17 protein-coding genes and 1 pseudogene are annotated in these 21,378 nt (G+C 51.2%); 5 read left to right on the top strand and 13 right to left on the bottom strand.

Annotated features, from left to right (window positions below):
- Nucleotides 1-1,182, bottom strand: coding sequence for an acyltransferase (locus BJP58_RS22695; protein ID WP_194540670.1), 1,182 nt, complete (start codon nucleotides 1,180-1,182; stop codon nucleotides 1-3).
- A gap of 170 nt (nucleotides 1,183-1,352) precedes the next feature.
- Here BJP58_RS22695 and BJP58_RS22690 point away from each other — a divergent pair.
- From BJP58_RS22690 to BJP58_RS22670, 5 genes and pseudogenes are all read left to right on the top strand, one after another.
- Nucleotides 1,353-2,101: pseudogene (locus BJP58_RS22690) on the top strand (amino acid ABC transporter ATP-binding protein).
- 97 nt (nucleotides 2,102-2,198) lie between these two features.
- Nucleotides 2,199-3,008, top strand: coding sequence for a transporter substrate-binding domain-containing protein (locus BJP58_RS22685; RefSeq protein WP_194540669.1), 810 nt, complete (start codon nucleotides 2,199-2,201; stop codon nucleotides 3,006-3,008).
- A 134-nt stretch (nucleotides 3,009-3,142) separates the two neighbouring features.
- The gene (locus tag BJP58_RS22680; protein ID WP_083397713.1) at nucleotides 3,143-3,802 is read left to right on the top strand and encodes an amino acid ABC transporter permease; all 660 of its coding nucleotides are present in this window, start codon (nucleotides 3,143-3,145) and stop codon (nucleotides 3,800-3,802) included.
- Between the two features lie 42 nt (nucleotides 3,803-3,844).
- On the top strand, nucleotides 3,845-4,495 hold the full coding sequence (locus BJP58_RS22675; RefSeq protein WP_194540668.1) for an amino acid ABC transporter permease: 651 nt from the start codon (nucleotides 3,845-3,847) through the stop codon (nucleotides 4,493-4,495).
- A 337-nt stretch (nucleotides 4,496-4,832) separates the two neighbouring features.
- Nucleotides 4,833-5,267: a DUF6376 family protein gene (locus BJP58_RS22670; protein WP_194540667.1), complete on the top strand. Its 435-nt coding sequence runs from the start codon at nucleotides 4,833-4,835 to the stop codon at nucleotides 5,265-5,267.
- Between the two features lie 88 nt (nucleotides 5,268-5,355).
- Here the strand turns inward: BJP58_RS22670 and BJP58_RS22665 are convergent, their stop codons facing one another.
- The 12 genes from BJP58_RS22665 to sdaAB all read right to left on the bottom strand — a co-directional run bounded on the left by BJP58_RS22665 (nucleotide 5,356) and on the right by sdaAB (nucleotide 21,348).
- Nucleotides 5,356-6,462: a hypothetical protein gene (locus tag BJP58_RS22665; RefSeq protein WP_233354734.1), complete on the bottom strand. Its 1,107-nt coding sequence runs from the start codon at nucleotides 6,460-6,462 to the stop codon at nucleotides 5,356-5,358.
- A 174-nt stretch (nucleotides 6,463-6,636) separates the two neighbouring features.
- Nucleotides 6,637-7,263 (bottom strand): nitroreductase family protein, encoded by a 627-nt coding sequence (locus BJP58_RS22660; RefSeq protein ID WP_194540666.1) that lies wholly within the window; start codon nucleotides 7,261-7,263, stop codon nucleotides 6,637-6,639.
- Between the two features lie 22 nt (nucleotides 7,264-7,285).
- Nucleotides 7,286-7,690, bottom strand: coding sequence for a DoxX family protein (locus BJP58_RS22655; RefSeq protein WP_113059259.1), 405 nt, complete (start codon nucleotides 7,688-7,690; stop codon nucleotides 7,286-7,288).
- A 295-nt stretch (nucleotides 7,691-7,985) separates the two neighbouring features.
- Nucleotides 7,986-10,400, bottom strand: a complete 2,415-nt coding sequence (locus BJP58_RS22650) for an arabinan endo-1,5-alpha-L-arabinosidase AbnB (RefSeq protein ID WP_194540665.1) — start codon at nucleotides 10,398-10,400, stop codon at nucleotides 7,986-7,988.
- A 274-nt stretch (nucleotides 10,401-10,674) separates the two neighbouring features.
- Nucleotides 10,675-11,898 (bottom strand): family 8 glycosyl hydrolase, encoded by a 1,224-nt coding sequence (locus BJP58_RS22645; RefSeq protein ID WP_194540664.1) that lies wholly within the window; start codon nucleotides 11,896-11,898, stop codon nucleotides 10,675-10,677.
- Between the two features lie 347 nt (nucleotides 11,899-12,245).
- Complete coding sequence (locus tag BJP58_RS22640; protein WP_194540663.1) at nucleotides 12,246-13,253, bottom strand: zinc-dependent alcohol dehydrogenase; 1,008 nt, start codon at nucleotides 13,251-13,253, stop codon at nucleotides 12,246-12,248.
- Nucleotides 13,254-13,276: 23 nt separating this feature from the next.
- Nucleotides 13,277-15,517: a helix-turn-helix domain-containing protein gene (locus BJP58_RS22635; RefSeq protein ID WP_194540662.1), complete on the bottom strand. Its 2,241-nt coding sequence runs from the start codon at nucleotides 15,515-15,517 to the stop codon at nucleotides 13,277-13,279.
- Nucleotides 15,518-15,582: 65 nt separating this feature from the next.
- Entirely contained in the window at nucleotides 15,583-16,464 is an 882-nt protein-coding gene (locus BJP58_RS22630; protein ID WP_127593775.1) for a carbohydrate ABC transporter permease, read from the bottom strand.
- Nucleotides 16,458-17,423: an ABC transporter permease gene (locus BJP58_RS22625; RefSeq protein WP_083397714.1), complete on the bottom strand. Its 966-nt coding sequence runs from the start codon at nucleotides 17,421-17,423 to the stop codon at nucleotides 16,458-16,460. The genes BJP58_RS22630 and BJP58_RS22625 overlap by 7 nt, the downstream gene beginning before the upstream one ends.
- 79 nt (nucleotides 17,424-17,502) lie before the next feature.
- Nucleotides 17,503-19,110: an ABC transporter substrate-binding protein gene (locus BJP58_RS22620; protein WP_194540661.1), complete on the bottom strand. Its 1,608-nt coding sequence runs from the start codon at nucleotides 19,108-19,110 to the stop codon at nucleotides 17,503-17,505.
- Nucleotides 19,111-19,735: 625 nt separating this feature from the next.
- Nucleotides 19,736-20,668 (bottom strand): L-serine ammonia-lyase, iron-sulfur-dependent, subunit alpha, encoded by a 933-nt coding sequence (sdaAA, locus tag BJP58_RS22615; RefSeq protein ID WP_194540660.1) that lies wholly within the window; start codon nucleotides 20,666-20,668, stop codon nucleotides 19,736-19,738.
- Entirely contained in the window at nucleotides 20,665-21,348 is a 684-nt protein-coding gene (gene sdaAB, locus BJP58_RS22610) for an L-serine ammonia-lyase, iron-sulfur-dependent subunit beta (protein WP_071222255.1), read from the bottom strand. Before sdaAB ends, sdaAA begins: the two co-directional genes overlap by 4 nt.
- Nucleotides 21,349-21,378: the final 30 nt, after the last annotated feature.

The raw sequence follows: 21,378 nt of genomic DNA, 5'->3' as shown, positions 1-21,378 counted from the left end.
TTACGAAGAAACCTCCGTAACCGGCTTGGCCGGAACAGGGTGACTTGGTGATCTTCCCTTCCGCAAGGCGCCCGGCAGTTTACCAAAGAAGATCCAGGTCCAGCTCCCGAGACGACTCATGCTGTACACCACCATATACGAGACCACAAGTGCACTGATAAGTCCGCCAGCATACCACGCCAGAAGCAGCCAGGAGTTCTCCGTCTGCGGAGGAAAGTCCCGGTAGAGGAGCAGAACCAGCGGATGCACCAGATACACACCGAAGGAATACACGCCGAGCCGCCTGAACCCGTTCAACCACCGTGCCCTCTTATTCCCGAAATGGAGAGCAACCTGAAGCATGACCAGTGCGGTGGTCAACGTATGCACATTCCAGAAGGCATCGTAGAGCAGTGGATGATACTCCGTCCCCAGCAGCCGCTGATTGTATCGAAGGCCGATATGCACCAGCGCGGCGCCCAGCCATACTGCCCAGAGCACGATCCAGCCCAGCTTGCGCAGCGCCGGTCTTGCGGCAAACTTCGTTGAAGTTAGCCAATCCTTGACCCGGTCATAATAAATACCGATCCATGCCCCGAGAAAATAATACGACAGAAACGACAGCGACCAGCTGTTCCGGTTCGTTACGTCCCACCAGGCATCATTGCCGATATAGAACAACCACTGCAGTACAATGCCGACCAGCACGCAGACCGCCGCGAAGCCGCGGAATCGCTTCAGCAGCATCAGCACGAGCGGGAACAGCAGATAGAACTGGATGTTAATGAAGATGAAATATAAGTGCGTGTAAGATTTCCCCGTTGCCAGCTTGGGCCAGAAACTCTCCAGCATTGCCGCCAGATTCGGCTCGCCTCCGCGATGATACCAGGCCACCGTAAAAAATATCACCGAGAACAGCAGGTACGGCACTAGTATATACATCAGCCGGTTTTTGAAGAACCGCGCCAGGTCACGGCCTCTGAACGGACGGTGATAGTAGTTATAGAACAGCACGAAGCTGCTCAGAAATACGAAGGTCGTCGTTCCAACCTTCGAGAATATGTTCAAGAAGTTATACAAGCCAAAAAAATCGTCCCCGCGCATCTGAACTGTGGCGAACGACGTCGCATGCACCATCAGCACGCCCATCATCGCAAAGCCCCGAACCAGGTCGATTTCGGTTATTTTTGCACGTTTATCCATGTTGCCTCCTTCATATGAATACGCCCCCTATTATATCTCACTCCCCACCGCTTGGATACTAAATTTTCCTAAAAGTGGCATGGAACAAGCTCCCTTTGCCATACCAGTGTAAAAAGGGCCTGGCACCAAGACAGGACACAAGCTTACATGATGCAAGCGTCCAATTCGAAGTGAATAGGAGGGGATCTCTACTGATTGAATTTAGCCGTGTCAACAAATTTTTCGGAACCTTCCATGTTCTGAAAGAAATCGACCTGACCATTTCCCAGGGGGAAGTCGTTGTCATCGTTGGACCTTCCGGCTCAGGTAAAAGCACGCTGCTGCGGTGCATCAATCGGCTCGAAAGCATTACGGATGGCGAGCTTGTCGTGAATGGCGTCAAGCTGCATGACAAGAAGATCGACATTAATACGTTCAGGCGAAATATCGGGATGGTCTTCCAGCATTTCAACCTGTACCCGCACAAAAAGGTGATCGACAATATCATTCTCGCGCCCATGAAGGTGCTGGGGATGTCCAAAGCGGAGGCAACGGAAAAAGCAATGACGTACCTGCAGCGAGTCGGAATTGCGGACAAAGCGGACAGCTATCCCTCTCAGCTCTCGGGGGCCAGCAGCAGCGGGTTGCGATTGCCCGCGGATTGACCATGAACCCGAAGATTATGCTGTTTGATGAACCGACGTCCGCACTCGACCCGGAGATGATCGGCGAAGTGCTGGATGTCATGCGTTCACTCGCCCACCAAGGCATGACCATGGCCGTGGTTACCCATGAGATGGGCTTCGCCCGCGAAGCCGCGGATCGAATCGTCTTTATGGACGAAGGCCGGATTATCGAGGATGCGCCCGCCTCCGATTTTTTCAATCAGCCGCGGGAAGAAAGAGCACGGGCGTTCCTGAGCCGCCTGCTGCATCACTAACCCGGACTTGGTGCGTAGGGGCGGAAAGAAATTGCCGCTTGGCTCTTTAGGAGCTTGCTTAGTAAGAGAAATCATATCTTTAAGGGGGATCTGGTGTATGAAGAAAAGATTGACGAGGACCTTCAAGTGGAGCGCGGCCCTGCTAGCTTTAGTCATCATGCTGGTCGCATCCGGATGCGGAGGTTCCGGGAATACGGACACCCTCGAGGCGATCAAGAAACGGGGCAAGCTTGTAGCCGGGGTGAAATATGATACGAAGCTGTTTGGGCTGCAGGACCCTGCCTCCGGCAATGTGGAGGGCTTTGATATCGACATCGCCAAAGCGCTGGCCAAAAAAATTCTCGGTGACGAGACCAAAGTCGAGCTGAAGGAGGTTACCTCCAAAACCCGGATCGACATGCTGAAGAACGGGGACATTGACATCATTATCGCCACGATGACTATAACGGAGGAGCGCAAGGAGCAGGTGGACTTCAGCGATGTGTATTTTGAAGCCGGCCAATCGCTGCTCGTGAAGAAGGGAAGCCCGATCACGGGTCTGGAAAGCCTGAACAAGGATACGAAGGTGCTTACCGTAAAGGGCTCTACCTCTGCGCAAAATATCCGCGAGAAAGCGCCCGACGCGGTCATTCTCGAATTCGAGAACTATCAGGACGCCTTCACCGCCCTCAAAGCGGGACAGGGCGATGCCCTGACCACCGACAATTCCATCCTCCTCGGCATGCAGCAGCAGGACCCCAGCTTTGAGCTGGTCGGCGGCAACTTTACGGATGAACCCTACGGCATGGCCATCAAAAAAGGGAATCCGGAGTTCGTGAAAACCGTCAACGAGCTGTTGAAGGAGCTGAAGGATAGCGGCGAATACGACAAACTGTATGAGCAATGGATGGGCGTAAAACCGGAATAACCGCAAGCATATAATGGTCGGCCGGGCTTAAGGTGTCATGGCTCCAATCAGGTTCCCCCCTATTATCGGACGGAACAGCCTGGCTACTTTTGACCGGCTAAACGACCATCATCCCCCATTGGAGGTGAGGCATTTTGACCTTGTGGGATTTTAACATTCTGGTTCAGCATTGGGATCAATTCATGGCTGGCCTGGGCCAGACCATTCTCGCCAGCCTGCTTGGGCTGATCGGCAGCCTGGTGCTGGGCACCTTGATCGCTATCCTGCGGATTGCCCCATTCCGCATATTGAAAGCCATCGGCGCCATCTATGTTGAGTTTATCCGCAACATTCCGCTCTTGGTGGTTGTCTTTTTCTTTTTCCTGGGCCTGCCCTCTCTCGGCATACCGGTTGACCCGTTTACTTCGGGTACGCTTGGGCTGATGGTGTATACGGCCGCCTTCATTGCCGAAGCCATTCGGGCGGGGATCCAGGCGGTACCCTCCGGACAGTCGGAGGCGGCTCGCTCCTCCGGGCTGAGTTATATCCAGAATATGCGCTACATCATTCTTCCGCAGGCGATCAAAATCGTACTGCCGGCGATCGGCAACCAATTGATCAATCTGGTCAAAAACTCCTCGGTCCTCGGCGTTATCGCCGGACTGGACCTGATGTATTATGCCGATCTGATTAACCTGAGCACCTTTAAAGGCATTCCCGTCTATACGTTTGTGGCCCTGTTCTACCTGCTCCTGACCATACCGCTCAGCCTGGCCGTCCATTACATGGAGCGCCGCTTTGCGAGAAGCAATTGACGTTAAACGCAAGTTTGCCTAATAAACAGGAGGTGGCATGAGATGGATTTTATCGGTGCGTACTCCTGGCCGAATCTGCGATATCTCCTTCAAGGCTTTTGGATCACGGTGCAGGTTGCCGGCTTATCCATTGTATTCAGCTTCATCATTGGAACCGTGCTCGGGACCGTGAGATATACGAAAACACCCTTCCTGTCGAGGACAACGGCCATATTCGTGGATATAATCCGCAATCTGCCGCTCTTGCTGATCATTTTCTTCATCGGCATGGTTCTGCCGCAGACCGGGATTCGAATCCCCACCTTCTGGGCGGCCGTCGTCGGCCTGAGCATCTTTGAAGGAGCCATGATCGCCGAAATTGTCCGCAGCGGCCTCGTATCGGTGGATAAAGGCCAGATTGAAGCGGCCCGGGCCTCGGGTCTCTCTTATATGCAGACATTGCGGCACGTGATTCTCCCGCTGGCGCTGCGCCGAATGTCCCCGCCCATGGTGAGCCAGTTCATCTCGCTCATTAAAGACACATCGCTCGCCGTAATCATTTCACTGCCTGAGCTGATGCGCAATGTGCAGATTCTTAGCGGTTCCAGCTATGACTATGTAATACCCGCCCTTGTTTTTGCGTCCTTGCTGTACTTCACGCTGAATTATCTTCTGTCCGTCATCGCCAGACGGCTGGAAGCAAGACAGATCTAACCTGGCCTGCTGTTCCTGCTTCTATTCTGGACTACTAACCATCATCGTGAAAAATGCAATCGACCCGCGATACGCGCGCCCAGGTTCAACCCTGCTCCGCAGCCATTTGGCTTGCGGGGTATTTGCGCTTCCGGCAGAAACTAAGAATTTGATACTTAATCCTCCTCGGAGCCATCTAGCATAGAATTTTTTCCAAGTAACGCTGCAACAATGGCGAAATCCTCCTCGTCTAATACATAATCATCCAAAAAGGAGACTACGAAAAAAATACAACCATTCTCCTTGCCATACGTATACAACGTATAAGAACTGCGTTTAGACGACAGGAGGATGAGAAATGATCAAAAGATTAATGTTGATTTCACTTGTTCTGGGAGTTCTCTCCGGCTGTTCCTTGGTGGACAGCGTGAACAATTCCTTGGATTATACGAAGGAAGCCACCACTTTTATAAATGAAACAACCCAATTTGCCGAGTCCATTCCGGAGCTTGCCCAGCAGGCCGCCACGAATACAGATGCCAAGGAAACGCTGACCCAAGAGCTCGAGGCGATGAAAACCCGGATTTCGGAGTTTAATGGCATTGATGCCCCTGCCTTTGCGCAGTCCATCCATGAACAGCTGGTCGGTTTAAACGACACGCTGCTGACCGACATCAACGGCTACATGGATCAAATCCAGAACGGAGTGACCGACTTCCAGAATTCCAACATCGTTCAAACCATCACTAAAATTAACGAAACGATGGATATGCTCCAAAATCTTCAGCCGTAATTTGCCAAGGTCATGACGATAACATAGAAACCCTGCTCTGATGAGCGGGGCTTCTATGTTTACTAAGGTTTATGTATATATTTATTCCTCATCTAAAAAATGATTCCAGATTGGCAGTAAGCGTCTGCTTTACCACATATCGAATTCCGTCTTCGCCAGGCGCCATAATCCAGTATGTCCCTTGGTATCCTGCTTCATCCTTCGGGTCCCAAGCCACAATGAATCGCCATGCGTCGCCAAAGCTTTTATTATATTCTTCTCTATAACTCCCAGCCAAATTCTCCTGCGGAACCGATTCGATTGAAATATGCTGCACGCTTTCAAAAGCTCTCATCCATTCCGTAAATTCCACCATGTCCCGGACGTACTGACCCGAAAAGTATCCCTCGTCTCCACCCGATATCGCATAAAAGGTTTCCGCATCCTCCGCCTGTGCTGCCTGATACAGCAAGGAAACGGTCTGTACCGGACTCCATACAGGCTGCTTCGCTTTTGCTGCCAGAAATGTCCTGTCTTCCGCCGTATGCTGGATCTCTATAGCGATAAGCTCTTCCATTGTCGCCTCTCTTCCAAGCTCATAGGCCCCGGGGTAGATCGTGGATTGCTCCACCACTTTAAGCCCATCCGGGAACGCCGTCACAAACCACAAGTTATGATCGCCCTGACTTAGCTCCTCCAGCACAACCTCGGCCTGGCTGCCGTACGTAAGTGATAGCAGCTGGCGACTTTCCCCATCCAGCCCCTCCTTATCAAAAAGCTTGAATCGTTCCGGTCTCACCTCACGCTTGCCGGCGTCTTCGAACAACACCTTCAGCATGGCGGGGGACATACGGACGCTCGCAATGTCAGCATGACGGAAATACGATGCAGAATCGTTAGCCTGAAGAGCCTCATACATGTTGAGAACCGCTTCAATCGGATCATGGTTGGACTCCCCCGCTGGCGGCTCTACTTCTTGCTTAACCTGGTGATGGCTTTGCTCTTCCGAATGGAATGCCGTACGCAAACTCTCCCTAGCTGGCGGCTGCATTTCCGATGCATTTCCAGCTTCTCCTGCGCTCAGCGTGGCGGCGGTTTGCTGTACGGATACGGATTCCGGTACCTCCTTCGTGCATGCCACCATTAACATCATCGTCATGACAGCCATAATTAGGATCTGTCCGGATCGCAGATACGGCCTCTTCCTCGTCTTCACTTCGTTCACCTCCATATATAACGAATACAATCGTATTTAGGATTGGCGCTGCACCGATCTCTTTATATTCATCATCGTCATAACAGAGGGGAATGTTTATCATTGTAGATGAAAAAAAGCTCCCGCCAGATCTAAAGACTTGCAGCGGGAGCTCCTTCTCATATTATGCATCATTTAAAATCGATTATAGCTTACAAATTCCAATACAGGCTTGCGATAGCCCCGGGGACGTGGCTTTCTTGCATCCTCCTTGCCAATCGCGATCAGCATGGCAGGCACATAAGAATCCGGAATGTTCAGTTCCTTCTGCAGAATCTCGGGATCAAAACCGATCATCGGGCAGGTATCCCACCCCTTGTCTTTAGCCACCATCATCATTAACATCGCAGATAGGCTGGCATTGCGGATGGCTTCATCCCTCATGAAGGATTCTCCGCCCGCTTCATAAAAGTTCGTGACGGATTCAACCGTCATGTCATATTCGAGCTTGTCGATCACGCCCAAATTCAGGAAACCCTCATTCATTCTCCCGATTTCCCGGTAGGCCTGCCGGTTCCCCAGCACAACGATGACGGCCGACGCGGTGAGTATCTTATGCTGCTTGTGGGCGGCTTCGTAAACCTTGTGCTTGACATCGGGAAGCTTAACTACAACATAGTGTGTATGCTGCAAATTAAAAGCCGAAGGCGCATATTTAACTTCATTAAATATATCATTCAAATCCTGATCCGGAATTTCGATCCCTTCCATAAACCGATTGGCCGATCTCCGGCTCTTAATTAATGTTGTCAGATCACTCATATCCGCACGCCTCCATCATCGATTAGTTAAAGATTACCGCATCCAGTGAATATGCACCCGCACCCGTGAATACCAGTGCAACTGCGACTGCGATCAACAGCAGATTATACTCGTACCCATTCGCTGTAGACCAATACCCGTTTCGGCCATGCACCTTCACGATTGCACCCAGCATCGTCAGCGTGATGAGCGCTGCACCGAGCACCGTGAGAAATCCAGCCGCGAACAACAGCCCGCCAACCAGCTCCATCAGTCCTGACAACACCGCAATTGTGACACCAGGCTTAATGCCAACCGATTCCATCCAGCCGCCGGTCCCTTTGGGGCCGTAACCGCCAAACCATCCAAACAGCTTCTGCGCGCCGTGCGCCATGAACGACAAACCAACCACCAAACGAAGTAACAACAATCCAATATCTATAGCCATTTTAATCGCCTCCATTTTATTTTTCATTTTCATAATTTATAGAAATCCATCGACACCGTTCACCGATATCTTGATTTAAAGATATATACATATAGAATGATTAACCAGCTTCATCTTCGCTAACGTTTAAACACTTTAAACTTACCCCTTTCAATCAACTAACTTTTATATAGTCACTTAACTTAATATTAAGATATATGAAATACATCCTCCTGTCAACCGTTTATTTAAACGCCAATACAAAAAGCGTGCAGACGGTAGTCTGCACGCATAACTCATGATTCATCGTGTAAAGTCATTCCGCCAGCTTCTTGATTTCGCTGTCGGTTAGCGCCACGTTGTAAATCCGCACCTCATCCAAGCTCCCGTTAAAATAAGGGTCGGCCGCAAAACGGCTTTTACCTAAATAAGCTTCCGTTGCCAGCAGTTCATTCGGATTCAGCTTCATATGATCACCGGATGCTACGACTTGACCGTTCACGTACAGCTTACCGGCATCCCCTTGCAGCGTGACCGCAACGTGCGTCCATTCATTGCTCGGCAGTGGTGCCTTTGACAGGAGGCTCTGATCTCCCATGCTGCCATGAAGCGTGAATTGAAGAACGCCCGAATGTTGGGATGGTGTCAGAAACATATGCCTGGCAAGTCCGTTCCCTACGTCCAGCACTCTCTGCCACGGTGCTCCACCCTTCCAATATACCCAAGCAGCAAAGGTAAAGTCCTCTGTATCCGCAACCCGATTCGGCAGTTCAATATAGCCGTCCGAGCCGCCAAAGTCCATTCCGCCTCCCTGCCGGCTCTTCTCATTCCACTGGACTCCTCCAAGGACCTTGCCATGAAATCCATTATCCGAGTTGTCTAATACCGAGCCGCCCTCATTCTCACTGAATGGATAATTCAGCAGCAGCGGCCCTGCTGACTGCTGCAACACGGTCACGTCAAAGGTCTTGGAAGTCTTCGCTTTGCCTTTCGTAATCTGAGCGGTCAGCGTAACCTTCGCGTCCCCGGCCCCGGCAGCAGGACGATGGACCTTCCCTTCCGCTGATACGACCTGGGAATGAGAGGAACTCCAGCGAATAACCGCACCGCCGGAACCCTCTGACGGCAGATCAAGATCGTAGAAAACCCCGCTCACATCCCCGAGAGACAGGTCCTTCTGCACGGCATCCACGAGTTCCTTGTCGCTTCGATCAAGCTGACGTGCGCCCCACACAGCTGTGCCATCGGCCGAGAGAGCCGTAAAGGTCATCGCCTGCCGCTTCCCTTCCGGGTCCCACTGCAGAGTCAGTACGCCTTTATAACTCTCTCCATCCAGAGTAAGCAGCACATCCCGCTTGCCGCTGATCTTCCATGTCCCGGATGCTCCGCCCGTCACTTTACCGTTCTTATGAAGCTCAATCGGCATCGATTCTTTAATAACGGACGAAATATCTTTCCCATGTTGAATCAGCTTGTAGTCTCCGGCTGCATCATTCGGCGTAATTTTCTTGGCTTCTTTGGCTTCTTCACCCGCATAGCGGTATGGAGCCGCTACCGGCCAGCCGTCCTGGTTCATATACAATTCATGCACCCGGATTTCATGCTCTTCTCCCCGCTGCGGAAAGCGGCTGTGAAAGATTAGGAATGTTCTTCCGCTCTGTTCATCATAATAGACGGAGTTATGGCCCGGCGATACAGCCCCGGTGCCGATCCCCGTTCCCGGATCGCCGATCAAGCGCTTGAACAAGTAGTTGCCCATCAGTTTCACGCCATACGGCTCAATCGATCGGTCATCAAAAATCGGAAGGGAAGGATCGGCCTTCACCTCTCTCATATCGTTGCCCTCCGCATCGTAAAAAGGACCATCCGGATTTTTGGAGCGGACGACCCGCATATTGTAGCCGCCAACCGCATCCAATCCCCCGTAGGACAAATACAGGTAGTAATAGTCCGTGGTCGGGTTGTAGAGCATGTACGGCCCTTCAATCCGGCTGTGGTTGCCGCCGAGCAGCTTCTTGCCGTATCCCTGTCCAGGCAGCGGTTTTCCGGTCTTAGGATCCAGCTCCATTATAAAAATCCCGCCGGAATAGGAGCCGTATACCATCCACAGCTTGCCGTTCTTATCAAAGAACACATCCGGATCCACCACATTCGGGTGCTTCGTTGCATCATAGACGGTTCCATCCTCACTGATCTCGTCCCACATGCCGGATTTCAGAATAATGCCGGTGTCCTTATACGGGCCTTCGATCTGATCGGCTACAGCGATGCCCATAGCCGAGCGGGGGGAATCCCCTTTGCAAGCATTGTAGTACATATAGAATTTGCCGTCGGCAAGCTGAATCACATCCGCTGCCCACAAGGTATCGCTCTGTGCCCATTCCAGCGTTTCTTTCAATTCCTCCGTCACGTTCGGAATCAGCGGGTTGCCATTCGAGACCCCCGACGCCACCATGTTCCAGCTCATCAAATCCTTCGATTTTGCGGCGGCCAGATGAGAACCGAACACATAGTATATATCCCCTGTCTTGATGACGGACGGATCATGGACGGATGCCTCTCGGAATATAGGCGCTTTCTCTCCCTTCTTCACCTGCGTCTCCTGCGCCTCCTGCGCGTATACCTCAGGACCGCTCGCTGCAGGTCCTTGGCCTGAAGCGCCTAAACCTCCCACCATTAAAACTGCGGCTATCCCTGCCGCAGCCGTCTTACTCAGCATGCTCTTGTGCATATGATTCTCCCTTCGTCCCCGTTTTTTGTAAACCCTTACATAAATGAAAAACCAAGATGTTTGTTTCGTAAATTCGTCGCTGTTTAATTTAGATTAATATAAAATGTTTTATATTTGATAAGATATTAACACTGCTCGGCATGAAATATCAATGCAAATTCTTATTATTTATGGCTACAAATCAATTATTGGTAGGAAAGACCTAACAAAACCCTGATCCAATGCGGATCAGGGTTTTGTTTTATGTTTACATAAAATTAAAGGGCGTCATGCGTTAATATGTCCACCAGTTACCCGACATGACGATCATCGAGAACAGCTTGATGCTTTCCTCATAATATCCCTCGGCGGATGCATTCGCCGTGTAACTCCATACCGAATTCAGCCAGCTCTGGTGGCTGGACGAAGTCATCGCACTTACGCCAAAAGGAGCATAGAACGCCCCACTATTATAAGTCACCAGTGCACTGCCGTTCAGGTTATACCCTGCCTTGATGTTGGCAGGACTGCTGCTTGTGGCTGATTTAATGAACGTGTTCATCTTGTTCAATTGATTCAGCGCGCGCGTATCGCCGGTCATCAGATAGTCGGTCGTAATCCGCCAAGGGGTCCGGGACGAATTATAATAATACTTCCCGTCATTTGCCCCCTCCAGGAATCCCGCTTCTGCAGGCTGATAATTGCTGTCCGACATGACTACGAAATCCGGAAGCAAGCCGGTATTGGAGCTGTAGCCGTTATAGATGGAGTTGATGATGGTATAGGTTTTATTAATGACGTTATCCCAGCGGGCATCGCCGGTAGCCGCACGGAATGCCTTCATATGGTTCAGCATGAAATCCGATGGCCGCGTAGCGGTGTCGAAGATGCCGCTTGTTGCCCAATCGCCTAAGCGCAGCGTCCACTGCGACTGATTAACGTCATTGCTCATGATGGCATTGATCATATCCTTTGCTGCCTGCAGGTAATTGATCGCCCCGCTGCTTCCCCACTGCTTGTCCGCAAGCAGGAGTGCGTAGGCAATGTCCATATCGCCGTCCGTTGCCGAATTGGCTCCCCCTATATTCTGAAAGCTGCTGTTCTGCTTCCAAGCCATCAGATACGGATTGTTATTACTCGGATGCGCTTTATAATAGCGATAAAGTCCGTCGAAATACGACTGGGCATTACTATCGTATCCCGCCATCAGAACGGTGAAGAGCATCCCGTAGCCATGAGCCTCGGACACCGTCTCGCCCGCCGAATTGTATTTTACGTAATATTGCCCTGTCGCTGCAGGCTTCAGGAAAGACCCTTTCCAGCTGTTCCATTTGCTCTTGACCGCATTGTCCATCGCTGACTGCGTCACATTGTTCGGTTTAATCGAACCGCTTGTATACGACGTATGCTGGGGAAACGGCTTGTTGGCCGCCAGAGACAATCCGGCTGGCAAGATCAGTAGAACAGCGCAGAACAACACAGCAGACTTACGGATGATCGAATTTCGGAATACTTTCATCACGCTTCGCTCCTTTGTTTTTCGAATTGGAAAGCCATTACCACTACAGCCTGGTAAACCGGTTTCGAATCAACCACCACCCTTCCAATAATCGATGGAAACGAGGAACGCTGCTTATATGTATTAATATCAAGAAAATTAGATATGTAACTGCCTCCATATAACAAAAGATATTATTCATATCTACTACTAGTATAATAGAATTGTATATTATTGTAAATTAATAGTTTGACGGAATTGATTCCGACGCAAGCAAAAAGCCGCCTTTCTGCAGCGCCATCACTGCTCGGAAAGACAGCTATCATGTTTCCTCTTCCATTCCTGTGCCGGAATCCCATTCCCGGAACTCAAGCGTTGTCCGCGTAGTTAAATATCGTCCCCAGCGTCGTTGATCCAGGGCCATACCGCTCATAAGCCTTGTCCGCTTCATCCACGGGGACCACATGCGAGATCAGCGGTTTAACCGATATTCTCCCTTCCGCCAACAGACGAATATACTCGGCGATGTTGCGGCCTTCCGTCCAGCGCACAAAGCCGATCGGGTAATCCGTATTGTTGAGTTCATAGCTTGCGTCGTAACGGCCCGGACCGCCTGCTCGCGATATGAGCACCTGCGCCTCCTTGCCAAACATCCGGTCCCGGGCGTAAGTCATGGACAAATCGCCGACAATGACGATTTTTCCCTTATCCCGAATCCATGACATCGAAGAGTTGATGAGTTCCTCCCCGGGACCGCTTGCGCACAGAATAACGCTGTCGGCTCCATATCCGCCCGTCATAACCTGAATCTGCTCCTCAAGCTGCTCCCGGTTATCATAGGCATAAGGAATATGCCGCTTCATCCCCTGCACCCGCTCCGGGTTCAGGTCAAATCCGGCAACCGGGCAAGCCGCCGCGTGCGCGATCTGGGCAATGATCTGCCCCAGGATGCCAAGTCCGACCACCACGACCGATTCGCCAAAGCGCAGATCTGCCACCCGCAGGGCATGGATCGCAATCGCTCCCAGTCCCGCAAAAGCCGCTTCCTGCGGATCCACGCCATCCGGAACCATCGCTGTTAGGTTGGAAGGCACTGTAAGCCACTGGGCATGGCGCACGTAAGGAGCCCCATAACAGGCCACCCGTTGACCAACGGTTAGCCCCTGCACGCCGTCCCCCATGTCTTCGACAATTCCAACAGCGCTGTAACCCATAATGACCTTCTGATCCGATGCTCTTCGTATAAAAATCATCTCCGTGCCCGGGCTGACCGCCGAGTATTCGGTACGAATCCGCACATGGCCTGCCGGCAATTCAGCCGGCTTCTCGATTTGATCAACGATCACTTTTCCATGAATCGTGGCAACAGCCTTCAATATGAACCCTCCTGCTCCACCTCTTATTTTCCTGATGCTTTCCGATATTCGCTGGGCGATACGCCGCTATACTTCTTAAACGTCGTCGTAAATGTGGAAGAGTTCGAATACCCCGTTTTCTCTCCGATTTCGGCAATGCTGAGATCCGTGTTCCGGAGATATTCACGTGCGTGCGATAGTCGGACCTTGTTCAAATACTCCACATAATTGACGCCAAATGTCTTCTTGAAATAATTCGAGAAATATTTCGAGCTGGTATCCAGCACTTCAGCCATATGGTCCAAATACAGATTCTCCATATAATGAAGTTCGATATATTGGGAGATGAAGGCGGGATTCAGCTTGCTCCGCGGATCATGGTTCCGCGTATTGGCCACCACGCGCATCACTTCCATCAGCGCCTTCTGAATCTCTTCATAGGTGTAGGCTTGATCGACCTTGCGGATGAAATCACTCTCCAGCCGAAACAGCTCATTGCGATCAACGGACGGCGAGTCCGCCTGCTTCATGACGAGAAAGAACATACTCTTCGCAATGTGCACCAGCTGATGATGATGGATGTGAAGATCCGCATTCTGCTGAACAATGTCACTCACGATCTGGAGTCCTTCGTCCACCTTGCCGCTCAGCATGCAGTTGCTCAGCTTCTCAATCTGCTGAAGCGGATAATAAATATCCGGGACGTAGCGGATTTGCTCCGTGTCGACCATATCCGTGTCTGCCTTCACATTCCGGTATAACCGGCCATCCTTAATATTCCGGTATGCCTCGCAGCAGTTGCTGATCTTGGACTCATATGTCCGGCTAACGCAGCCCCACACCGTGAACATATCCGTATACTCCTGGTTGCACAGACGGATATAGTCTTCGAATTTCCGTACCAGCTGCTTGCGGTCCGACGGCTGATCCAAACCGATAAGCGCAAGGAATCTCAGTTCTTCCACATGATAAACCACCACATGTTCATAGCGTTCCTGCAGGCTGCTTCGAATCTGGGCCGTCAACTCCTCCAGGACAAAGTCCGCCTGGGCCGCTCCCTTGCCGGCAGGCTGCAAATACACGGCCGCCATCATGAAATGCCGGCACTGGAAAAAATGCGTGTAATGCTTCTGCATCTGCATTTCCTGCTCGCGCGAATGGTGATGGCCATCCAGGGTTTGCAGAAACACGCCGCGGCGAATATCCTCATCCACCAGGTCCATCTGCTTCTTCAGGGATTCATTCTCCCGCTGGACCTTGATGATGCCGCTCTGGATTTTTACAAAATCATTCCCTTTCAGAGAACTGCCTCCGAGCAGCTGCACAATGTTCTTCACCGGCCGGTACAGATAGATGCTGAGCAGCACCGACAAGATGACGTTTAACGCAATCGCGCCGTACATAATCCAGGTATTGGCATTCGTGACGGAATCGATATTTTGAAACTTATACGGCAATTTATTGATATATATAAAACCGTTATAGTCCGATTTGTAGAAATTGTACTCAAAATCGTCGTGCGTGAGGGAGGCTTCCTGCGACGGATTGAAGTATACGTCGTTCAGAATGCCTACCAAATCCAGATCCTTCTCGGTGCTCAAGATGACGTTCCGGTTCGCATCCAGCACGATGAGCGAGGCGCCGGGAATCATCGAGTTCAAATCGATCCCTTTCAGCAGCCGGTTCACGTTGATCAGGACCATGAGGTTTTTGTTCGACATCCTGACCTTGTTGCCGTCCACGGCTATCATCAAATTACGGCCATATCCGCTGCTCTGATCCGCATAAACCTCTGCCGGAAAGATGGTAAGCTCGTGCTCCGATCGGGTAAACGTCTTCCAGAACATCGAGTTGAACTTCTGGGACTTGTACCGCCTGTCAAACAAGGCGTCGAGGTTGCTGGTTCCGCGCGTCGTAATGGCCAAATCATGATTGTCGAACGAGATGACCACATCCTCCACGATGTCCACGTTGGACACAATGCTGGAGACGCTGTCCTGCAAGGAGATGACTTTCTCCATGTCCAGCATGCCGTTCTCCATCAGCATCCGATCTGAAGGAAGCGCATGGATATTAAAAATCAGGTTGTTTACGGAGGAGAAACTGGTATCAAACGACTGAATGATATTTCTGATCACCATCCGGTTGTTCTCGCTCACCTTGTCGTAAATTCCGGTAATGGAATTCTTGTACACAATGTAATTGAATATGAACATGATGCCGACGACCAGTTGCAGAGCGAAGAAAATCTGGAGCAAACCTCTGTTGGCGATCAATCGATTCATACGGATTCACCTCTCTTGGATGTCATCCCTTCATATTCAACATGAAAGCCCTCGTCACCTCCCCGTTATCCCTTCTCGGAACCTAGCATGACCCCTTTGGCAAAATACTTCTGGGCAAACGGATAGATCAGCAGCACCGGAATCATCGACAGCACGATGGTTGCATTCTTCATGGCTTGCGGAGCAAGCGCCGACGCATCCACCAGACTCGGGTTGCTGCCGTTCTCGCTGAAAATCAGCATATCCCTAAGCACGACCTGGAGCGGATACATATTCGCATCGTTCAGATAAATCAGCGGGATAAAGAAGCTGTTCCAGTGACCCATGAAGTAAAACAATCCGATTGAGGCCAGCGCCGGTTTGGACAGCGGAAGCACGATCTGGAACAGAATACGGTACTCGGAAGCGCCGTCAACAACAGCTGCCTCACGCAGAGATTCCGACATGTTCTCGTAGAAGCTTTTGAGGATTAACAGTTCAAAGGTCCAAATCGCATTCGGAAGCACGAGCGCCCATACGCTGTCCAGCAGGCCAAGCTCCGATACAATTAGGTAGTTCGGAATGATCCCCGGATTCAGGAACATGGTCATGATGATTGCCAGCAGAAAGAACTTGCGCCCGAAAAAGTTTTTACGTGCGAGCGGATAAGCCGCTACGGCCGTAAGCAGCAGATTAATCACCGTACCGAGCGCGGTATAAAAAATCGTGTTCAGGTAGGCGCGAGGCACCCGGTCATCATTTAGCACCTGGGCATAGGCATCCAGATTAAATCCCTTGGGAAACAAGGTGATATTCCCTTGCACCACTTCGGAAGTTGCACTGAGGGAAACGGCGGTGATATACACGACAGGGTACACGGTAATAATGGCAAGGCACGTCAGAATCAGCGTATTGATGATGCCAAACAATGAGATATTCCGAAGGCTGAAGCGTTTGTTGTTTACCATAATCCGCTACCTCCCAGCCGCTTGCTGAAGTAGTTGGAGGACAGCAGCAATATCATGGCAACCACGGCTTCAAACAAGCCCACGGCTGCGCCATAGCTATAGTTGCTCTCCAGGAGCCCTTTCCGGTAGACATAAGTCGAGAATACGTCCGCTACCTCGTAGGTCATCGGATTATAAAGCAGCAGTACCTTCTCGTATCCGATCCGGAGCATCGATCCCGTCTTCAAGACAAACATGATAATAATCGTTGGAAGAATGGCGGGAATCGTAATTCTGAAGATCATGTGGCGTCTTTTGGCACCATCCACCTTGGCCGCTTCGTAGAGCGACGGGCTGATCCCTGCGATAGCAGCCATATAGATAATGGCCTCATAACCGACGGTTGCCCATATATCCGAGGAGACATAGATGGTTCTAAACCAGCTCGGTTCTATGAGAAAGTAAGTCTTCTCAAAACCTAGCGCGGCGATAAGCTGGTTAATGATCCCCTGATTGGGCGACAGGAAGTCGATGATCATGCTGCTGATAATGACGACCGACAGGAACGAAGGCAGATAGCTGAGTGTTTGAACCGACTTTTTGAACCATTTCACTCTGACCTCGTTCAAGAGAATCGCCAGAATGATGGGAAAAGGAAAACCAAAAATGAGATTATACACGCCGAGAAGCAGCGTATTTTTGAACAACAGCCAGAAATCTGGACTGTTAAAAAATTTCTCAAAATGCTTGAGCCCCACCCAGTCGCTCTCCAGGATGCCGGTGAATACGCTGTAGTCCTTGAAGGCAATGATTAAGCCGTACAGGGGCCCGTATCGGAAAATAATATAAAACAACAGGCACGGGATAAACAAAATCAACAGCTGTCTGTCCCGCTTCATATGCTGAAAGGCCGAAACCATTCTTCTTCCAAGCCCGCCGCGGGGATTGGCGAGATTCGTCTCTGTCCCTGCACTTGACATGGTGTCCCCTCCTTAAGATGATGAGCAGCACCCGAGCGTGGTACCCGGATGCCGCCATCACTCCTATTTCTTCTGCAGATTAATTCGTGGCTTCATCCAATCTCTTCTGGGCTGCGTTGAAAATATCGACGAGCTGTTTAGCTCCCTGCTTCTCAGCCTGAACCTGCCATTGCTGCCACTCGGCATCGCCGTAGTTTTTGTTCAGAATGTATTTTGCGTTAAATTCATCCGCCAATTTCTTCAGCGAGGTTTGGATTTCCGCAATCGTTGCGGTTTCGTCATCCGTAAAGTTCACAACCGGATCCAGCGGCTCGAATTTATTTCCGTTCAGCAGCTTATCCTGAGCTTCCTGCTCCTTCTCCGTGTAGTTGAAGTACACGCTGCGCTTATCGGAATTGACATACAGACCTTGCAGCCACAGACCATAACGGTCCTCCAGCACGCTGATATCCACCAACGGCACGTCGGTCAGCTCCGGATAGACGGCTTTATCGCCTTCCATCTTGAACGTCTCGCCTTCCACGCCCATCGTTACCAGCGTTGCGCCGGACGGGCTCGTCAGGTAGTCGAGCAGCTTCAGGGCAGCTTCCTTGTTGTCGTTGTTTGCTACCGCGATGCTGAAGCCGTTCGTGATGCTCTCGATCGTTTTGCCGTTGCCGGTCGGTCCAACCGGATTTCCGTATCTCAGGTCATAATTCGGGTTTTGATCCTTCACCTGGTTGTAGAACAGGTCCAAACGTCCGATCCAGTCATAGGTCACAAAGGATTTATTGCCTGACGTCATTTTCGCCGTCCAGGAATCGTCGGTATCCGTCATGAATTCCGGATCCAGGAGTCCCTCGTTATACAGCTTCTTCATAAAATCGAGCATTTCTTTGTGCTCTGGCTGTATCGTAGCGTATTTCCACACCTTCGCCGTCTCGTCGTAATACGTCGGATAGTTGGCTCCGCCGATTCCCCAGCCGAAGGCCCAGTCGCGGAAAATGTGCTCCTTCGTCTTGGAGGCGTAAGGATAGGAGTCCGGATAGGCTTCCTTCAACTTCTTCAGAGCCTGGTAAAACTCATCGGTATTCGTCCATTCCTTGATGCCCAGCTCATCGAAAATATCTTTGCGGTACAGGAAGCCGTGGTTGACGTCACGGTTAATGTTCGCAACCGGCCAGGTATAGATGTTGCCGGATTCGTCTCCGAAGGACGGAATGACCCACGGGTTCTCGTCCACATACATTTTTTTGAAGTTCGGCAGCATGTCGAGATATTCGTTAATGGCAACAACCGCTTTCTGTTTGCCGATCTTCTTCAGCTCCGGAGGCGTCAGCCCATGGATAATGTCCGGGAGCTTGCCGGATGCAACGGTTACTTTCAGTTTGTCTTGAAACGTAGCCGAGGAATAAGCCTGGAAATTCACTTTGATTCCGGTTCGCTTCTCGATTTCCTTGGCAAGCAAGGAATCGTTCAGATTGGTTTTCTCGCTGACGACCATCCAATTGATCGTTGTCGGTTTATCGACCAATGGAAGCGCGAGGCCTCCTGTATCTCCATATTGATCGGGATCTGCCGGTGCCGTTGGAGGTGCTGTGTCTCCGTCCGTTTCGGGAGCTGCCTCTTTATCTCCTCCGCTGCATGCGGCCAGGATCGAAATGATTAATGTAAATACGAGTGCCATGCGAAACCACTTTTTTGTCATGTTCGTTCCTCCTCATAATTCATCATTTAAATCAGGCTGTCTGAATCTGTGCGATCGCTACTCTACCCCCGTCATTTCCACTCATCTGTGTATGTTTGCTTACTTATCCGGTCTGCGCTGCTGATGCAAGTCGCTTTCTACCATTCCTCCTTGTTGGCGAAGATCCCCAGCTGAGCGCAGGGAATATTCTAAAATCATTCGGGCAGCCGATGCCGATCCCCGGCACGGATTTTTCTACCCATCCACATCATAAAAACGCTTCCACGATTCGTAAAGAAGCGTATTTCTGCGAGATGGTGTTTTTTCTCGATCAGGCGGATAAAAAGCCAAAAACCCGCATGATATCAGGCTTTTTGGGCAGGTGGAAAATGCTAAAGCGGTAGAAATAGATAAGAAAAACCTCTATCGAAGCCAATTAAGAACGAGCGACCGCGATTCAAAGGTAAGTTTTCTTGCGATATAGAATTTCATCAGCGCAGCAAGATAACTTATAAATTCTAGATCTAAAAAAAATGAGGGATTTCATAAAGAAATCCCTCACGGAGCATGTTAAATTTTTTCTCTTCCTCACAGATACATTAGAGAAGCTAAACGCCTTGGTCGTTATATGAAAATGGGAGTGAATTCATTCACCCATTTCGTCTTTCTTGGCTTTGGCACCCTTTTCCCGTAATTTCTTGCCTTCCTTGCCGTACAAATCCTTCAAGATTTTTTTTCCTGTCGGCGTCTGCGCAAGTCCGCCCTTCGCCGTTTCCCGGTGCTTGGCCGGCATAGCCGTGCCGACTTCCAGCATCACGTCAATCACTTCATCCGACGGGATGACGCTTCGAACGCCGGCCAGCGCCATATCCGATGCCGCCAGCGCGGTCACGGCGCCGAAGCCGTTGCGCACGATGCAAGGAATCTCGACCAGTCCGCCAACCGGGTCGCAGATGAGCCCTAAGGAATTTTTCAGTGCAAGTCCAACGGCATGAACCGCTTGCTCCGGCGTGCCGCCCCTCAGCTCTGTCAGAGCGCCTGCCGCCATGCCGATGGCTGAGCCCACTTCGGCTTGACAGCCGCCCTCCGCACCGGAAATAAACGAATTATTGGCGATCACGTAGCCGATCGCGCCTGCGCTAAACAGCCCCATCACCAGACGCTCGTCTTCCCAGCCGAAGCGCTCCTGCGTGCTGACGAATACGCCGGGGATAATGCCGCAGGAGCCTGCTGTCGGCGTGGCCACGATGCGCCCCATGGAGGCATTCACTTCGGACACGGACAGCGCGTAGGCCAGTGCCGTGCAAGCGTCGGTACCGAGCGCAGGCACCCCGTTGCTCATATATTGATGGACGCGCACGGCATCCCCGCCGGTCAGTCCGCTTTTGGAAGGAACAGGTTCATGGATCCCCCGGTGCACCGCTTCCTTCATAATGCCGTAATAATCGGCCATTTGTTTAAACGTCTCTTCCTTGCTCTTGCCGGTTTCCTTGATCTGCTCATTCAGCATCAACTGGCCGATTGTAACCTGGTCCTCCCGGCAGCACGCAATGATTTGCTCCAGCGTAGAAAACTTCATGACTGCGCCTCCTCTACTGTCAAATCCGCAACGACGACGCGGTGCACGCTCGGCAGCCCTTCGATATGCTTCATCAACTCAGCCGGGACCGCTTCATCCGACTCCACCACCGTCATGGCATCGCCGCCTCTTCCCTTGCGGTCCACGTCCATATAGGCAATGTTGACGCCGCCTGCCTCCAGGAGCCGGGTGATATGCGCGACCATGCCCGGCGTATCATCATGAAAGACCAGCAGCACCGGATAATTCATCGTAAACTTAACGTCGAAACCGTTCACGCGCAGCATTTCCACACTGCCTCCGCCAATGGAAGCGCCTGCAATGACGTCGGTATGATCGCCGTCCGTCAGCCTCAGCTCAACGGTGTTCGGGTGAAAGGCCACATTCTGTGCCGTTTTGAAATTAAGTTCAATGCCTGCCGCCTCCGCAAGCTCGATCGAATTCCGGATACGCATATCATCCGTGGCAAAATCGAGCAATCCGCCCACGACAGCCAGATCGGTGCCGTGGCCGCGGTAGGTTTCGGCAAAAGAACCGTAGAACACAATTTCCGCTTGATCGGGGAATGCTCCAAATATGCGCCGCGCAGCCCTTCCGATCCGCACGGCCCCAGCGGTATGAGAGCTCGACGGCCCCACCATACTGGGCCCAATAATAGAAAACACATCTTTAAACCGCATGCGCGATTCCCCACTTTCAACTATTCTGCC

It is taken from the genome of Paenibacillus sp. JZ16 (assembly GCF_015326965.1).
In the GTDB taxonomy this organism is placed as follows: Bacteria; Bacillota; Bacilli; order Paenibacillales; family Paenibacillaceae; genus Paenibacillus_AQ.
Note: the sequence above shows the minus strand (reverse complement) of the source record. Positions and strands in the feature narration are given on the sequence as shown.

Excerpts from the sequence above, each read along its gene's own strand:
- BJP58_RS22675 (WP_194540668.1), top strand. The coding sequence starts at position 3,845 with ATGGATTTTATCGGTGCGTACTCCTGGCCGAATCTGCGATATCTCCTT.
- BJP58_RS22655 (WP_113059259.1), bottom strand. The coding sequence starts at position 7,690 with ATGGCTATAGATATTGGATTGTTGTTACTTCGTTTGGTGGTTGGTTTG.
- BJP58_RS22625 (WP_083397714.1), bottom strand. The coding sequence starts at position 17,423 with ATGTCAAGTGCAGGGACAGAGACGAATCTCGCCAATCCCCGCGGCGGG.
- BJP58_RS22630 (WP_127593775.1), bottom strand. The coding sequence starts at position 16,464 with ATGGTAAACAACAAACGCTTCAGCCTTCGGAATATCTCATTGTTTGGC.
- BJP58_RS22620 (WP_194540661.1), bottom strand. The coding sequence starts at position 19,110 with ATGACAAAAAAGTGGTTTCGCATGGCACTCGTATTTACATTAATCATT.
- BJP58_RS22670 (WP_194540667.1), top strand. The coding sequence starts at position 4,833 with ATGATCAAAAGATTAATGTTGATTTCACTTGTTCTGGGAGTTCTCTCC.
- BJP58_RS22695 (WP_194540670.1), bottom strand. The coding sequence starts at position 1,182 with ATGGATAAACGTGCAAAAATAACCGAAATCGACCTGGTTCGGGGCTTT.
- BJP58_RS22685 (WP_194540669.1), top strand. The coding sequence starts at position 2,199 with ATGAAGAAAAGATTGACGAGGACCTTCAAGTGGAGCGCGGCCCTGCTA.
- BJP58_RS22645 (WP_194540664.1), bottom strand. The coding sequence starts at position 11,898 with ATGAAAGTATTCCGAAATTCGATCATCCGTAAGTCTGCTGTGTTGTTC.
- BJP58_RS22660 (WP_194540666.1), bottom strand. The coding sequence starts at position 7,263 with ATGAGTGATCTGACAACATTAATTAAGAGCCGGAGATCGGCCAATCGG.
- sdaAA (WP_194540660.1), bottom strand. The coding sequence starts at position 20,668 with ATGAAGTTTTCTACGCTGGAGCAAATCATTGCGTGCTGCCGGGAGGAC.
- BJP58_RS22635 (WP_194540662.1), bottom strand. The coding sequence starts at position 15,517 with ATGAATCGATTGATCGCCAACAGAGGTTTGCTCCAGATTTTCTTCGCT.
- BJP58_RS22650 (WP_194540665.1), bottom strand. The coding sequence starts at position 10,400 with ATGCACAAGAGCATGCTGAGTAAGACGGCTGCGGCAGGGATAGCCGCA.
- sdaAB (WP_071222255.1), bottom strand. The coding sequence starts at position 21,348 with ATGCGGTTTAAAGATGTGTTTTCTATTATTGGGCCCAGTATGGTGGGG.